Origin of the sequence: Dyella caseinilytica, assembly GCF_016865235.1 — a bacterium.
Taxonomy (GTDB): Bacteria; Pseudomonadota; Gammaproteobacteria; order Xanthomonadales; family Rhodanobacteraceae; genus Dyella_B; species Dyella_B caseinilytica.
Genome location: NZ_CP064030.1, coordinates 536784 through 552723 on the forward strand (window position 1 = coordinate 536784; position 15940 = coordinate 552723).

General features: G+C 61.5%; 13 protein-coding genes, 1 other RNA gene and 1 riboswitch. Of the genes, 4 read left to right on the forward strand and 10 right to left on the reverse strand.

Going from position 1 to position 15940, the window contains the following annotated elements:
• Positions 1-100: 100 nt before the first annotated feature.
• From metK to ISN74_RS02320, 6 genes are all read right to left on the reverse strand, one after another.
• A complete protein-coding gene (metK, locus tag ISN74_RS02295; protein ID WP_188796981.1) occupies positions 101-1297 on the reverse strand; it encodes a methionine adenosyltransferase in 1197 nt (398 codons plus the stop codon).
• Between the two features lie 239 nt (positions 1298-1536).
• Entirely contained in the window at positions 1537-3816 is a 2280-nt protein-coding gene (metE, locus tag ISN74_RS02300; protein WP_188796984.1) for a 5-methyltetrahydropteroyltriglutamate--homocysteine S-methyltransferase, read from the reverse strand.
• Between the two features lie 199 nt (positions 3817-4015).
• Positions 4016-4227: riboswitch (cobalamin riboswitch) on the reverse strand.
• Positions 4228-4382: 155 nt separating this feature from the next.
• The gene (locus tag ISN74_RS02305) at positions 4383-5213 is read right to left on the reverse strand and encodes a class I SAM-dependent methyltransferase (protein WP_188796985.1); all 831 of its coding nucleotides are present in this window, start codon (positions 5211-5213) and stop codon (positions 4383-4385) included.
• 98 nt (positions 5214-5311) lie between these two features.
• Positions 5312-6223 (reverse strand): alpha/beta hydrolase, encoded by a 912-nt coding sequence (locus tag ISN74_RS02310; protein ID WP_229678956.1) that lies wholly within the window; start codon positions 6221-6223, stop codon positions 5312-5314.
• A 74-nt stretch (positions 6224-6297) separates the two neighbouring features.
• A complete protein-coding gene (gene dusB, locus ISN74_RS02315; RefSeq protein ID WP_188796989.1) occupies positions 6298-7284 on the reverse strand; it encodes a tRNA dihydrouridine synthase DusB in 987 nt (328 codons plus the stop codon).
• A gap of 44 nt (positions 7285-7328) precedes the next feature.
• A complete protein-coding gene (locus ISN74_RS02320; protein ID WP_188796991.1) occupies positions 7329-8588 on the reverse strand; it encodes a nucleoside permease in 1260 nt (419 codons plus the stop codon).
• Positions 8589-8761: 173 nt separating this feature from the next.
• Between ISN74_RS02320 and rhtC the strand changes: the two genes are divergently transcribed.
• A complete protein-coding gene (gene rhtC / locus ISN74_RS02325) occupies positions 8762-9391 on the forward strand; it encodes a threonine export protein RhtC (protein ID WP_188796993.1) in 630 nt (209 codons plus the stop codon).
• A 185-nt stretch (positions 9392-9576) separates the two neighbouring features.
• Here the strand turns inward: rhtC and ISN74_RS02330 are convergent, their stop codons facing one another.
• Genes ISN74_RS02330 through ISN74_RS02345 form a run of 4 tightly spaced genes read right to left on the reverse strand, consistent with a single transcriptional unit; the run spans position 9577 to position 13776 of the window.
• Positions 9577-10176, reverse strand: coding sequence for a uracil-DNA glycosylase family protein (locus ISN74_RS02330; RefSeq protein ID WP_188796995.1), 600 nt, complete (start codon positions 10174-10176; stop codon positions 9577-9579).
• Complete coding sequence (locus tag ISN74_RS02335) at positions 10173-11543, reverse strand: FAD-binding oxidoreductase (protein ID WP_188796997.1); 1371 nt, start codon at positions 11541-11543, stop codon at positions 10173-10175. The genes ISN74_RS02330 and ISN74_RS02335 overlap by 4 nt, the downstream gene beginning before the upstream one ends.
• A 32-nt stretch (positions 11544-11575) precedes the next feature.
• The gene (locus ISN74_RS02340; protein ID WP_188797000.1) at positions 11576-11932 is read right to left on the reverse strand and encodes a YraN family protein; all 357 of its coding nucleotides are present in this window, start codon (positions 11930-11932) and stop codon (positions 11576-11578) included.
• Positions 11932-13776 (reverse strand): penicillin-binding protein activator, encoded by a 1845-nt coding sequence (locus ISN74_RS02345; protein ID WP_188797002.1) that lies wholly within the window; start codon positions 13774-13776, stop codon positions 11932-11934. The genes ISN74_RS02340 and ISN74_RS02345 overlap by 1 nt, the downstream gene beginning before the upstream one ends.
• Before the next feature lie 89 nt (positions 13777-13865).
• On the opposite strand from ISN74_RS02345, the gene rsmI reads away from it, so the two are divergent.
• The 3 genes from rsmI (at position 13866) to mraZ (ending at position 15911) form a co-directional block, all read left to right on the forward strand.
• Positions 13866-14705, forward strand: a complete 840-nt coding sequence (gene rsmI / locus ISN74_RS02350) for a 16S rRNA (cytidine(1402)-2'-O)-methyltransferase (protein WP_188797004.1) — start codon at positions 13866-13868, stop codon at positions 14703-14705.
• A gap of 84 nt (positions 14706-14789) precedes the next feature.
• An RNA gene (gene rnpB, locus ISN74_RS02355) (RNase P RNA component class A) lies at positions 14790-15152 on the forward strand.
• Positions 15153-15464: 312 nt separating this feature from the next.
• On the forward strand, positions 15465-15911 hold the full coding sequence (mraZ, locus tag ISN74_RS02360; protein WP_188797006.1) for a division/cell wall cluster transcriptional repressor MraZ: 447 nt from the start codon (positions 15465-15467) through the stop codon (positions 15909-15911).
• Positions 15912-15940: the final 29 nt, after the last annotated feature.

Sequence of the window (15940 nt, forward strand, 5' to 3'; positions counted from 1 at the left end):
GGTCGCTGGATTTTTTGGCATTGGCTGCCAAGCGGTGCAGATAAACAAAAACCCCGCGGCCTGCCGCGGGGTTTTGGATGGAGCGCGGTAAGCGGAAGGTTTACAGCTTGGCGTCGGCGCGCAGGGCGTCGGCCTTGTCCGTCTTCTCCCAGGAGAACGCGGTGAAGGTCTTGCCGTCCGGACCCTTCACTTCGTACGGGGTGCGGCCGAAGTGACCGTAGCTGGCGGTCTGCTGGTACATCGGGTGGATCAGATCCAGCATCTTGATGATGCCGTACGGACGCAGGTCGAAATGCTTGCGGATCAGCTTCTCGATCTTGTCGTCAGCGATCTTGCCGGTGCCGAAGGTGGTGACCGAGATGGATGTCGGCTCAGCCACGCCGATGGCGTAGCTCACCTGCACTTCGCAGCGGTCGGCGATGCCGGCGGCCACGATGTTCTTGGCCACGTAGCGGGCTGCGTAGGCAGCCGAACGGTCCACCTTGGACGGATCCTTGCCCGAGAACGCGCCACCACCGTGACGAGCCCAGCCGCCGTAGGTGTCGACGATGATCTTGCGACCGGTCAGGCCGCAGTCGCCCACCGGGCCGCCGATCACGAACTTGCCGGTCGGGTTGATGTGGAACTTGGTGCCTTTGTGCAGCAGCTTGGCCGGCAACACGGGCTTGAGGATGTGCTCGCGCACGGCTTCGACCAGATCCTTCTGCTTCACGTCCGGATCATGCTGAGTGGACAGCACCACCGCGTCGATCGCGGTCGCGACGCCGTCTTCATAGCGCAGGGTGACCTGGCTCTTGGCGTCCGGGCGCAGCCACGGCAGCGGGGAATTCTTCTTCTTGCGGACCTTGGCCTGCTGCTCGACCAGGCGGTGCGAGTAATAGATCGCCGCCGGCATGAAGTCCTTGGTTTCGTTGGTGGCGTAGCCGAACATCAGGCCCTGGTCGCCAGCGCCCTGTTCTTCGGGCTTCTTGCGGTCCACACCTTGGTTGATGTCCGGCGACTGCTTGCCAATCAGGTTCAGCACGCCGCAGGTCTCGCCGTCGAAGCCGACGTCGGAGGAGTCATAGCCGATATCGACAATGACCTTGCGGGTCAGCGCTTCCAGGTCGATCCAGGCGCTGGTGGTGACTTCACCGGCGACAATCGCTACACCGGTCTTCACCATGGTTTCGCAAGCCACGCGCGCGCGCGGATCCTGCGCAATGATCGCGTCGAGGACGGCGTCGGAAATCTGGTCGGCGACCTTGTCCGGATGGCCTTCGGAGACCGATTCGGAGGTGAAGAGGTAATTGCTCATCGTGGCTTATATCCTTCTTTACGGATAAAGAGATGGAAGAGGGAATTACGCATGATACACGCAGCGGCCCACTTTTTCATCGCCAAGTCTGGCATATCCACATGACAGTGAGGCCGGATTCAGGCGGTGTTGCCGGCATCCCTCCCCCTGCTTCAGGCAGGGGAAGGGGCATTTTTACATGGTGCCGTTTCGAGCCTGGTCAATGGCTTGCGGTGGAGTCGGCCGAGACCTGTGGCTGTTCAAACTCCGCTGGCGGCAATCGCCGTCCGCAACGCCCTGGCGGCGTTGACCATTGCGACCAACGCGGGCTCGGTCTCCTTCCAGCCACGCGTCTTCAGCCCGCAGTCCGGGTTGACCCACAACTGCCCTGGCTCAAGCACAGTCAACGCGCGCTCCAGCAGATCGACCATCTCCTGTTGCGACGGTACGCGCGGTGAGTGGATGTCGTAGACACCAGGGCCGATGCTGCCGGGATAGCGGAAATCCTCGAAAGCCTGCAGCAATTCCATGCGCGAACGGCTGCTTTCGATCGAAATCACATCCGCGTCGAGTGCGGCTACGGCTTCGATGATGTCGTTGAATTCGCTGTAGCACATATGTGTGTGAATCTGCGTGCCATCGCTGGTGCCACCGGCGGTGATGCGGAAACAACGCACGGCCCAGTCGAGATAAGGTGCATGTTCGGCGTGCCGGATCGGCAAGCCTTCGCGCAGCGCGGGTTCGTCGATCTGGATCACGCGGATACCAGCGCTCTCCAGGTCATGCACTTCATCGCGCAAGGCGAGCGCCAGTTGCAGGCAAACCTGATCGCGCGACAAGTCATCGCGTACGAACGACCACTGCAACACCGTCACTGGTCCGGTCAGCATGCCCTTGACCGGTTTGTCGGTCAGCGATTGCGCGTAGCGCGACCATGCTACGGTCATCGGTTGCGGTCGAGAGACATCGCCCCAGATGATCGGTGGTTTCACGCAGCGCGAGCCATAGCTCTGCACCCACCCGTGACGGGTAAAGGCGAAGCCGTCGAGCTGTTCGCCGAAGTATTCCACCATGTCGTTGCGTTCGGGTTCGCCATGCACCAGCACGTCGAGGCCGATGCGTTCCTGGAAGCGGATGACGCGCTCGATTTCTTCGCGTAGCACGGCTTCGTAAGTGTGATTGTCGATGCGTTCGGCGCGGTGATCGGCGCGCGCGTGACGGAGGATATCGGTTTGCGGGAACGATCCAATCGTCGTGGTTGGCAAGGGCGGCAAGGCCAGCGCTTCGGCTTGCACACGACGGCGATGCGCGAGGCTGGAGCGTCGCTGCGTGGCTTGAGGACTCAGCGTATTGGCACGTGCACGAACCTCGTTACGCTGAACGCCATGCGCTCGCTTGCGCGCCGTCAACAGGGCGGACTGTTCGTTCAAGGCAGCTTTGGCCGTCGCGTCGCCATCCAGGGCCTTGGCATAGTGTTGGATCTCTTCAAGCTTTTGCTGCGCGAAGGCGAGCCAGCTGCGCAGATCGGCTGGCAACGCGGTTTCCTGTGATGCATCGATCGGTACGTGCAGCAGCGAACAGGATGGCGCGAGCCATAGCGCATCGGTTCCGCGCGCGGCAGCGATTTTTTCAATCAGTGGCAACACACGTGCCGGTTCGCTGCGCCAGATGTTGCGCCCATCGATGATGCCGGCGCTCAGTACGCGCTGTTTTGGCAGGGCGGACAACACGCTGTCGAGTTGTTCCGGCGCGCGTACCAGGTCGATGTGCAAACCATCCACGGGCAGGCTGGTTGCCAGCGTCAGGTTGTCGCCGAGGCTGCCAAAATAAGTGGTAAGTAGGCGTTTGGGAGACGTTCCGATGGCCAGCGCGGTGTAAGCGGCCTCATAGGCGTGCTTGGTGGCGGCGTCCAGGTCCTGCACCAGGCAAGGCTCGTCCAGCTGTACCCACGCTACGCCTGCCTGGGCCAACTGTTCCAGCAGTTCGATGTATGCCGGGATCAAGCTGTCGAGCAGGTTGAGCGTGTCGCTGCCATCGACCGTTTTGGACAGCAGCAGAAACGAAACCGGCCCGAGTAGGACAGGGCGCGCATCGATGCCCAATTCCCGCGCTTCCAGCCATTCGGCCAACGGCTTGTTGGCATTGAGCCGGAAGCGTTGGCCAGCACGAAGTTCGGGCACGATGTAGTGATAGTTGGTATCAAACCACTTGGTCATCTCTAGCGCGTGCAGTTCGCGGTTGCCGCGCGCCATCGCGAAGTAACCGGCCAGTGGATTCTCACGCAACAACGTGCGATAGCGATCGGGCACGGCATCGAACAGCACGGCCGTGTCGAGCACGTGGTCGTAGAGCGAGAAGTCGTTGACGGCAACGGTGCGTATGCCGGCCGCGCTGGCGAGTTCCCAATGTCGCCGCCTCAGTGCCTTTGCTGTGTCCAGGAGTGGCGTGGCGTTACCGTCTTGCCAGTAGGTTTCCAGCGCACGTTTCAGCTCGCGGCGACGGCCGATACGTGGAAAGCCAAGATAGGTGGTGCTTGTCATGTGTATTCCTCATTGCGGTCATGGCAAAGAGGAACGAAGGCAGGCGCGCCCGTGAGCCAGGCCCAGTGCGCACCGTCGACCTTCGCCCCCGCGGGCGAACTGGTTGGACCGCGGGCAGGCTGACGCCGCACCGGCAAAGCGGCGCTGCGCCGGGTCTCCCCGCGGAGTTCCCAGGTCGTACGAAGCACGCCGTTGCGAACGGCTGGCTTCGGCTGGGGCAGGTCTTCGGGCTCGTGGACGTGGCATCGCGCCGCCTACTGTTCGCCGCTTCCCGGGGCTTTACCCAGTGCCTATGGCGAAGGTCGTTTCCACACACCGCTGCGGGGCAGCGCCGGATTCAAACCGGCTTCCCTTTTAATTTCATCTCTTCATAAAGATGAAGAGATGAAGACCTCAGCGAGCGAACGATAGCCGTACGGATGGCTGTGGTCAATCGGGCGAATATCGCCACCCCGTCGTCCCGGCGAAGACCGGGACCCAGTGTCTTTCGCTTTGAACAAGCACCCACGTAAGTCGCTAGGTCCCGGCCTCCGCCGGGACGACGGATGGAGGATCGCGACGGCGGTCTAGTACACCGTCGCCCGCGCCTGCACAAAAGCAAAAAAGAACACCGCATTGGGGTCGTTACGCACCGCCTGCAACTCGCTGCGCATGCCTTCCACCGTGGGGATATCGGTCTTGCCGGCGGCGATCAACTGATCGGCGGCGGAAAGCAGCAGTTCCTGCCAGAACTCGATCATCTGCTTGCGACGTCCCGGTTGGCGGTTGTCCAGATGCACATTCTTCACTTCCGTCTGCACATCACGATAGCCGCCGGCCAGCAGCAAGTTGCCGAGTTTGGCGCCGACGAACGGATCGCCACCGCTGTCGTACTGGTGATCATTGAAGGCCATCCAGTAGCGCAGCAGGTTGGGTGAGTAGGGATCGAGGAAGAAGGAGGAGTTCAGTACTTCGGTGACATACACCGTGGCGCCGGGGCTGAGCACGCGACGAACTTCACTCAGCACGCGTGCGGGACTGGGCATGTGCTCTAGCACCCAGCATAGATAAGCAGCGTCGAAGCTGCGTTCGGCAAAGGGCAGATCCGTTGCGTCGGCCTGTCGAAGCGTATAGCGTGATTCGCACCAGGCGGTTGCGCCCAGATTGCGCTCGGCAGCGGCCAACTGCGTGGGCGAACGGTCGACGCCGGTGACATGCAACTCCGGAAAGCGGCGCAGCAGAATTTCAGTCTGTGCACCCACGCCGCAGCCCACTTCCAGCAGACGCGTGGCACCGCCGTAGTCGATGTGGCTGAACAACGTGGATTCGAACATGCGCGCCTGGCGCATAAGCCGCGATTGCTCGTCCGCGGAGAATCCGTGGATATACGGGAAATCGCCGGTCGCAATGCTGTTCATGCCGGGCCTGCCGGACAGGAAGGGAACCTGGGCGTGGAACGCGTCTTGGCTTTCACACCTTACTCCTGTCCCTGTCCGGCGAGGAGTGTAGGCGGCGTTTACGGCATGGTTGTGACGTCGCCGGATGGGCGATGGCTGCGGATGAAGGCCAGCACATCCGTCAGGGTGGGGGCATCGTTGTGGAACGGCCGCGACAGTGCGAACACTAGCGCATTGTGGCTTACACCCGGATACAGACGCAGCGTGACGTCGTCATGCTTCGCCTGTAATGCATGAGTCAGCGACACGGCATTCGACGGATCGACCTCGTGATCGGCTTCACCCTGAAGCAGCAGCATCGGCGGCTCGTGGCCACTGACGAAACGCACGGGTTGGGCGCGCGCCTGCGATGCCTGATCGTGGCCGAACATGCCGAGCATCTCTTTTTCGTTGGCCGGGATCGGCATGAAGTCATAGCAGCCCGCCAAGCCGATAAACCCGGCCATGTCAGTCGGACGTAAACCGTATGGCGCCAGCCAGGAGGGATCGGTTACCAGCAAGGCGCCGATCTGGCCGCCGGCAGAGTGTCCCATCACAAAGATATCGTTCGGTGCTCCGTCGATATCAGTTGCATGCTGATGCACCCACGCAACGGCTTTTGCGGCGTCCTGCATAAAACCATCCATTTTTACCTGCGGATATTTGCGGTAATCCGGAATCACCGTCACGACACCGTGCGCAGCGAGTGTCGTGCCGACAAAGCGATACCAGGCACGCTCGCCATGCGTCCAACTGCCACCGTAGAAGAACACCACAATCGGCGCATGATCGGCATGCTGTGGTCGGTAGATATCCAGTTGGAGTTGGTGCTGCGCGTCGAACACAACGCTAGGTGGCACCGTGATGCCCGCCTGGTGGTCGGTGGCATTGAGTCCGGCAAAAAGGGTGGCGCGGCAACCGCCAAGCAGCAGGGCAACTGTGATCAGCGCAATGCGGATCGAAAGCGCGTGGCGGTGATGGAGGCGAGACAAGATATTCATCGATGACGTAAGGGAGTGCACGGTATCGATGATGCCTGCATTCGCAGCGCAAGGGTTTGCGCCGTTTATGCAGCCAGCGACCACTCGTTTTGCAGGGTCTCGAAATAGCTGCGGGTCAGGCGCAACTGGTCGTGCGCATGATCGGCGCGATTGACGACATCACGAAACGACGCGTTTTCGGGCCGATCCTTTGCGTACCAGCCAAGATGCTTGCGGGCAATGCGCACACCGGCGAGCTCGCCGTAGAACGCATAGAGATGCTCGAGGTGACCGAGCAGGATCGCGGAAACATCCGCCGGTGAGGGTTCTGGCAGCAATTCGCCCGTTGCGAGGTAGTGCGATATCTCGCGAAAAATCCACGGCCGTCCCTGCGCGCCACGCCCTACCATCACCGCATCGGCACCAGTGAGTTCGAGAACACGCTTGGCTTGCTGTGGCGTGACGATGTCGCCGTTGGCCAACACGGGAATCCGCACCGAGGCTTTCACCGCAGCGATGGTGTCGTATTCCGCTTCGCCTTCGTATTTGTCTGCGCGCGTGCGGCCATGCACGGCGAGTGCTGCAATGCCGTTGTCCTCGGCGATGCGCGCGATCGTCAAAGCGTTCTTGTGCTGGCGATCCCAACCGGTACGGATCTTCAACGTCACCGGTACGTCGACCGCATCCACCACCGCCTTGACGATACGTGCAACCAGCGGCTCGTCCTGCAACAGCGCCGAGCCGGACCAGACGTTGCACACCTTCTTGGCCGGGCATCCCATGTTGATATCGATGATCTGCGCGCCATTGGCCACGTTGAAGCGTGCGGCTTCCGCAAGCATCGTCGGATCGTAGCCGGCAATCTGCACGCTCACCGGTTCAGGCTCGCCTTCGTGATCCATGCGCTTGAGTGACTTGCGCGTCTGCCACAGGCGCGGATCGGAGGCAGTCATTTCGGACACGGCAAGCCCTGCGCCCAGCTGTTTGCACAGCAAGCGGAATGGTTTGTCGGTGACGCCAGCCATAGGGGCTAGCACCACCGGCGGGTCGATGCGGTAGGGTCCGATCTGCATCCAGCCATTTTAACCCGGGATGCAGATGGCTGCCGGAAGGCGGGTCAGTGCGCGGGCAAGCCCTGCAGGGCCTCGGGTTCGTGCTTGTGTCGGAACAGGAACAGGAACAGCACCGCCACCACTAGCGAGTAGCTGGCGAAGGTGATCCAGATGCCGTGCCAATCCAGCGAGTGATCCGGGCGGGTGAAGTACTTGTCGATGATCACGCCGCTGAGCGAGCTGCCGAGCACGGCGCCGATGCCGTTGGTCATCAGCATGAACAGACCCTGGGCGCTGGCGCGGATGGCGGGATCACTCTGGCCTTCCACGAACAGCGAGCCGGAGATATTGAAGAAGTCGAAGGCCATGCCGTAGACGATGCACGACAGCACGATCATCCACAGGCCCGATCCGGGATCCCCGTATGCAAACAGGCCGAAGCGCAAGGTCCACGCCAGCATGCTGATCGTCATCACCGTCTTGATGCCGAAGCGCTTCAGGAAGAACGGAATCGCCAGGATGAACAGCGTTTCGGACACCTGCGAAATCGACATGATGATGGCCGGATAACGCACCGCCACCAGGCCCTTGTAGGCATCGACATGGGCGAAGTCGTGCAGGAAGGTGTCGCCATAGGCGTTGGTCAACTGCAGCGCTGCGCCCAGCAGCATCGCGAAGATGAAGAAGATTGCCATCTTGCCGCGCTTGAACAGGGCGAACGAGGTCAGGCCCAGCGCATCCAGCCACGAGCGGTGATCCTTGCCACGCAAACGCGGCGGGCAGGGCGGCAGGGTGAAGGCGTAAAGACCAAGCACCAGCGCAGCGACGGCAGCCACGTAGAACTGGCCGGTGGTCGTTTCCAGATGCAGCAGGCTCACCGTCCACATCGCAACGATAAAACCGACCGTGCCCCATACGCGGATCGGCGGATACACACGCACCACGTCCACGCCATCCTGTTTGAGTGCGTTGTAGGCCACGGTGATGGCCAGCGAGATGGTCGGCATGTAGCACATCATGTTGATCAACATCACCCAGAACAGCGTTTCGGGATTGTCGATCATCGGCACAATGCACAGCACGGCCGCACCGAGGATGTGCAGGGTGCCGTAGAGGCGCTCGGCGCGGATCCACTTGTCCGCAATCACGCCTGTGATCGAGGGCATGAACAGCGAGGCGATGCCCATGGTGGAGAAAATCGCGCCGAACTCGGAGCCCGACCAATGGCGATTCTGGAACCAGTAGGCGCCGATCGTGATCAACCAGGCGCCCCAGACAAAGTACTGCAAGAAATTCATCGCGATGAGTCGCAACTTCAGGCTCATGGGTTGGTCCCCTGCATGGATTTTTCCCGTGTCTGGCCGGGGACAATCCCTGGACCGCAATCCTAGCCAGCGTAGAGGAAGCGGCTGGCGGCGGGCAAGGCGCAGTGCGTCGTAAGATGCTCCCAAAGCGCTGGCGCGGCTACACTGCACGCCTGTCTGTCCGGAGCCCGACCATGAGCCTGTTCATCACCATCGCGATCGTCCAGATCATCGCCCTGATGACTCCTGGCCCGGATTTCTTTTTCGTATCGCAGACCGCGGTCAGCCGCTCGCGGCACGAAGCGATGGCTGGCGTGGCCGGAATCACCCTTGGCGTAGCGGTCTGGTCGGCGCTGGCGCTGCTCGGCTTGCAGTTGTTGCTGCATAAAGTGATTTGGCTGGAACACATGATCGCGATTGCCGGTGGCCTCTATCTGTGCTGGATGGGGGTGAAGATGCTGCGTGGCGCGTTGGCCAAGCCTTCGCAGACCCAGGTGCCCGAACCCGTGCAAGTGTTCGTCGGTGCCTGGCGCTCCATGCGCAATGGCTTGTTCACCAACCTCGCCAATCCGAAGGTGGTGATTTATTTCGGCAGCATCTTTTCAGCCTTCGTCGGGACGGGCGTGAGTTCGGGCACGCGTTGGGGCTTGTGGGCGTTGGTGGTGGCGGAGACCTTTCTGTGGTTTTCGTTCGTGGCCGGTTGCTTTGCCCTGCCGGTGATGCGTCGCGGCTATCTGCGTATCAGCCGTTGGATCGATGGCTGTGCCGGTGCAGTGTTCATGCTGTTTGGTTTGCACCTGATCTTCTCGCGGCGGGCGGCCTAAGTATCGTTAGGATAGGCGTATAGATTTTGGGTGCGCCTTGCTAACTCAGTCGGCGCAACTTCATTTCGCCCGCGACGTCATTCCGGCGAAGGCCGGAATCTATGGCAAATACGAAGCATGGATACCGGCCTTCGCCGGAATGACGCCGTGGAAAATGAAGCTTCACGTACTAAAAAGGATTTATCTCAAACGGTGCTCAGCGTCTGCGCGACTTCTCTGCGCACGACAGGAAGCAGCTCCGCCTCAAACCACGGATTACGTTTCAGCCACGCCTGATTGCGCGGGCTGGGATGCGGCAGCGGCAGAATTCCATCAGCCAAGTATTCGCGCCAGTGATGCATCGTTTCGGTAAGCGATGTGCCGCGCCGCTCACCCAGGATGCCAGCTTGCGCGTATTGCCCGATCGCCAGCGTCAGCTGTACATGTTTCAAGCGCGGCAATAGGCGTGGATGCCAAGTGGGTGCACATTCGGGGCGTGGCGGCAGGTCGCCCTGGCGACCACTGCCCGGAAAGCAGAAACCCATGGGCACGATCGCGATGCGCTGCGCGTCGTAAAACGTTTCACGATCCATCCCGAGCCATGCCCGCAGGCGATCGCCGCTGGCATCGTTGAAAGGGATACCGGTGCTATGAACCTTGCGTCCCGGCGCCTGACCGACGATCAACAAGCGCGACGATAGGCTGGCTTGAACGACGGGGCGCGGACCATCCTTCAGATGCGCGGCGCATAAGCGGCATGCGCGTATCTCGGCGAGCAGCGCGGGAAATGATTCGGTTCGTGTCACGGCAATAGCTTGCCGGGATTCAGAATGCCATCCGGATCGAAAGCTGCCTTCACGCTGCGCATCAGCCCAAGTGTGCTCGGTGGCAAGGCCAATGGCATGAACTCGCGTTTCACCAGTCCAATGCCGTGCTCGCCCGATAGCGTGCCTTGCAGCGAAATCACCAGCGCGAACACCTCGGTGAGACACGCGTGTGCGCGCTCGCGTTCGGCGTCATCGCGTGGAAGCAGATTCACGTGCAGGTTGCCGTTGCCGGCGTGGCCGAAGGTGACGATCAATACATCATGTTTTTGTGACAGCTGGCGGATGCCATTGACCAGTTCCGGCAGATGACTGACAGGTACGACCACGTCTTCGTTGATCTTGTTGGGCGATATGGTGCGTTGTGCGGGCGAAAGTGCTTTGCGCGCTGACCACAGTGCCTGGGTTTCCTCGGCTGTTTGTGCGACGTGCAATGCTTCCAGTCCATCGCCGCGTGCTGCGCGAGACACAGCTTCAACAGCGGAAGGCAGCGTTTCCGGTTCGCCGTCGACTTCGATCATCAACATCGCGCCACCCAGCGGTACGCTATCGCCGCCGTGATCACGAGCGAGCTTCAGTGCGACATCGTCAATGAATTCCAGTGCGCATGGTGTGACAGGCTGCGCCATGATGCGAGCCACGGCATGTGCTGCACTGCTGACATCGCGGTACATGGCACGCAGCGTGCGCAGTCCGGATGGTTTCGGCGTGAGCTTCAAGGTGGCTTCGGTGATCAGCGCGAGTGTGCCTTCGGAGCCGATCAATAAGCGAGTGAAGTCGTAGCCCGTCGCACCTTTACTCGTGTAGGTGCCGCAACGAAAACCCTCGCCGGTGCCGGCGACTGCACGAAAACCCAGTGTGTTTTCGCGAGGACTGCCGTACTTCACCGTGCGCGGTCCGGCCGAATTGCAGGCCAGGTTGCCGCCGATGCTGCACCAAGGCGACGAGGTCGGATCAGGTGGCCAGAAGAAACCATGCGGTGCCAGTGCACGTTGCAGATCGCCATTCAATACACCCGGTTCGACTATAGCGAAGCGGTTGTCCGGATCGATGCGCAGGATGCGGTTCATGCGCTCGAAACTGACCACGACGCCACCGTCGACGGGTACCGTGGCGCCGGTGGTATTGGTGCCGCGACCTCGGGCGATCACTGGCACGTGATGTTCACGGCAGGCCTGCATCAACTTTTCGATTTGCTCGTGCGTCCGCGCAAATACCACGGCATCCGGCAGCGCGTTACGGCGCGAGTTGTCGTAGGCGTAGGCGAGTCGTTCGGCGTCCGCGGTTGAGCACGCGTTGGGGCCGAACGTGGTGTGCAGTGTTTCGAGCAGGGCGACGGGAAGCTTCATGGGCGCAGTATCCCACCTCGGTGCCTGGTGCGTCAGGCAGCTTCGAAGGCGCCTTTCAGCCAGGTCATGCGCGCGCTGTCGACAGGGCCGTCGTAACTGACAACGTCGAAGCGGCACGCACGCTGTGCATGTTGCCGGTGGGCAGCCAACCACAACTGCGCGGTGTTTATAAGTCGTGTCTGCTTGGACGCAGTGACCGATGCAGCGGCGTCGCCGTGGCTGGCGTGCAGCCGATGGCGCACTTCCACGAACACCACCGTTTCGCCGTCGCGCATGACCAAGTCGAGCTCGCCGTAACGGGTGGTGTAGTTGCGGTCGAGCAGTTTCAATCCGGCGCGTTCGAGTTCTTTGCAGGCTCGTTGTTCGAACGCGGCACCTGCCGCCCGCATCAGCCGCCTGCCGGCGCTGATGCCGGAGTGGGCGCGCTGCTGGCTGGCGCCGGACCTGCCGGTGCGTTGTCCATCTGCAGGCTGCCATTTTGCAGACTGCCGTTCATCGGACGGGCAACGCCGTCCTGGAACTTCATCCAGGTCAGGACGCGATTGACATGTCCGAAGGTATCGGTGGTCAGCTGGCCGCTGGCGCCGGGCAGGTAGCTGCCTGGATGGTTGCGCAGCCAGTCGAGGTAAGGCACCAAGTTCCACGCGTCCATGCCGAAGGCAAACAACTGTGCCGTTGCGCCACGTGCAGTCGGCAATTGCGAAGCGACATCCTGATAGCTGGGTAGCCCGGTTTGCGCGTCGAACAGCCACGGCGCATCGCAGAACTCCACGCCTTCCAAGTCACGATCAGCAGACGGATTGTCGCTGCCGCCATAGATATGCGAAGTGGCGAAGACGGGCAGGTTGATGCGTGCTACGCGCAACTGCGGCAACAACAGGCGAGCCTGTTCTGTGCGCATGCTGATGAAGATGCCAGCATCGGTGCCTGCGCTGCCTGCATTCAATTCATTGATGGCATCACCGTAGTTGACGCTGCCGGAAGCAATTTGTGCGGTGCCGGCGATCTGTCCGCCCTTGGCCGCGAATTCGGCTTTGAACGCTGCTGCAGCGCGCTTGGCGAAATCGTCTCCGGAGATCACCACATAGGCGCTATGGATGCCGCTATCGGTCATGTGATCAGCGGCTTGCGCGCCTTCATTTTCTGGCATCAGCGCGAATTCGGTAGCGTTGCCGGCAGGCAAGCTCTTGCTGTCCGAATGATTGAGTGCGAGTACGGGAACCGGCAGCGTGGATTGTGAGAGCACGCCAATGACTTCCGCGCGTGCCAGCGGGCCTACCACTATCTGCGCGCCGTCGCTTACAGCCTGGTTATAAGCCTTGATCGCGCTTGCCGCATTGCCGCCGCTGTCGTAGACGCGAACGATGGCGCGCGGAGCATGTGTGTCGGCATCCTGATAGTAAGCAGCGAAAAAGCCTTCGCGGATGGCAGAACTTGCAGCGACCAGGCCGTCGCTATCGGGCAGCAGCAGGGCGACTTGTGCCGGCATCTTGTAGCCTTCGCGCACACTGGCGTTGCTGCCGGGTACGAGCGTGCCGACCGGTTGCGTAAGGTTCGGTTGCGCCTGCGCCACGGTCACGCCAAGTCGGCTGAGCGCTTCATTGACCCAGGGCAGCATGTGGTCATCAGGCTGCATCGCTGAAGCGCGTTGCTTGAGCGGAGCAACCCCCAGCCTGGCCAGCAGCGATACCGCTTCATCGCGATTCTGTGAGCGGTCCGCGCCTTGCAGCAGATCATCCATGTTCACGCGGGTGCGTGCGGCGCCCCACAGGTCGCCCGTATCGGCTTCGGCTTCAGCACGCAAATTGAGCAGGCGCGGCTGCAGGTTGGCAGGAACATTCGTGTCCGATTGCGTGGTCAGCTGCAACGCCGTGGCTGGATCGCGCTGCCGCAATGCGATCTCTGCACGCAGCAGGTCGAGGCGCACCGGCTCATCATCGGTCAATTGCTTGCGCTGGATGCCAGCCACCAGCGGCGCCGCGCGATCGAGCGCGTTTTCCTGGCGATAGGCTTCGGCAGCGAGCAGGTTGTAATGATCGGCGCGGTCTGGCGTTTGCGCGGCGAGTGTCAGATAAGCTTGCGCGGCTCTGTCGAACTGGCCTTGCCTTGCCAGGTCGGCGGCGCTTTGCGCGGCAGCGATTTCGGCGGGGGAGCGTGGTACGACCGACGGTACGCAGGCACTTAGCACCAGGGAAACCAGCAGTCCTGACAGGGCAAGACGACTTGGGCGCATGAACTTCCTCATTCTTAGCGAACCAGGGGGCAATTGGGCGATCATAGCCGATCGTATCGTTGCGTCGCCCCGCGATAAGGATTTTGACCATGTCTTCTGAACCAGCCGGTTGCCTGTGGGTGGTGGCGACACCGATAGGCCATCGGGACGATATCTCCGCACGCGCTATCGAAACCTTGCGCAACGTCACTGTGATCGCGGCGGAGGATACGCGGCATAGCCGTCCCATGCTGTTGCAACACAATATAGGTACGCCATTGATCGCGTTGCACGAACACAACGAGCGCGAAACGGTGGCGGCGATCGTGCGGCGGCTGCAACAGGGTGAGTCGGTGGCGCTGATTTCCGATGCGGGCACGCCACTGATCAGTGATCCGGGTTTCCGGCTGGTGCGAGCGGCACGCGAGGCAGGCATCCGTTGCATCCCTGTGCCGGGTGCGTGTGCGGCGATTGCTGCGCTTTCCGTCGCGGGCCAGCCCAGCGATCGCTTCGTTTTCGAGGGCTTTTTGCCGCCGAAATCGGCGGCGCGGCGCAGCCGGCTCGAGGAACTTGCGGGCGATCCGCGCACATTGATCTTCTACGAATCCTCGCATCGCGTGGCGGAAAGTCTGGCCGACATGCGCGATGTTTTCGGTGCAGACCGTGAAGCGGTGCTGGCGCGCGAATTGACCAAAGTGTTCGAGACGGTCATTGGCGAGCCGCTGGCGCAACTGGCGGCACGCGTGGTGGCGGATCCGAATCAGCAGCGCGGTGAATGCGTAATCCTGGTGGCGGGCCGCGGCGAAGAGGTGGACGCCAAGTTGGCCGAAGGGCAGCGTGTATTTGCAATCCTGCGTGAGGAATTGCCGCCGGCAAAAGCGGCAAAGCTGGCAGCAGCGATCACCGGCGCACCGCGCAAGCTGCTGTATGGCGATAAGGGCGAAGGTTGAGCATCGCGCTTCATCGCGTAACGTTCGCGACGGATTTACGGTATTTCGAGCCCTGATCTGGCGATGCTGGCTATAATGGCTGGCGGAGTCGGCCGGACAGTCGCGTCGCGCGCAAGCGCATCGAGGAAAGTCCGGGCTCCACAGGGCAGAGTGCCAGGTAACGCCTGGGCAGCGTGAGCTGACGGCCAGTGCAACAGAAAGCAAACCGCCGATGGCCCGCAAGGGCACAGGTAAGGGTGAAACGGTGCGGTAAGAGCGCACCGCACGCGGGGACAACGTCGCGTGGCACGGTAAACCCCACTCGGAGCAAGACCAAATAGGGGAACGTTAACGCGGCCCGCGTTGTTCCCGGGTAGGTTGCTGGAGCCAGACGGTGACGTCTGGCCGAGAGGAATGACTGTCGCGCCGCAAGGCGTACAGAACCCGGCTTACAGGCCGACTCCGCCTCTTCCATGCGCAAGCATCGCCGACTGCACGTGTCGGATTGATGCTGCTGCCGGATGCTGGTGCCGTGTGAACGTCTGTTCATGCGGCACCGGTTCCGGCGGCTTGTGCAGGCTTGTCTTGAGAAGGGCTTTTTGACCAAAAAATCCCCAGCGATCAAGCACCTCTGCGAGCTTCCTCGAAAGTGCTGGAATTTTGGCCACACTGTTGCCTTTCTCCTTGATTCACAAGCAAAAAATTCTTGACAGTCTCAGGGGGCGAGACTATCGTGGGTCCCTGTGTGAAATCGTGGGATTTCGTGGGGTTCATTGAGCCGTGTTTCAGGGCGAGACCGCCATCACCGTTGATGACAAGGGCCGACTGGCTATCCCGACTGCGTATCGGGAGCTGGTAACGGAGGCCTGCGCCAATCGACTGGTGATCACCTACAACCCGTTCGAGTCGGGCTGCCTCTGGCTGTTCCCGCATAACGAATGGGAGCGGGTGCGTGACCAGGTGAATGCGTTGCCGAGCGTGAAGGCCGTGCATCGTGCCTTGCAGATGAAACTGGTCGGTGCGGCCGCGATGGTCGAGCCGGACAGTGCGGGGCGCATCCTGTTGCCAGCCAGCCAGCGCTCGGCGGCCGGCATCGAGAAAAAGGCGGTTCTGTTGGGCATGGGCAGCAAGTTCGAGCTTTGGAGCGAACAGGCCCATCTGGCCAAGATCCGCCAGACCATCGGCGAAGACGAGATCAGCGACGACATGACGGACCTGCGGCTCTGACCGGTGACGGTCATGGCGCGGGATGAACA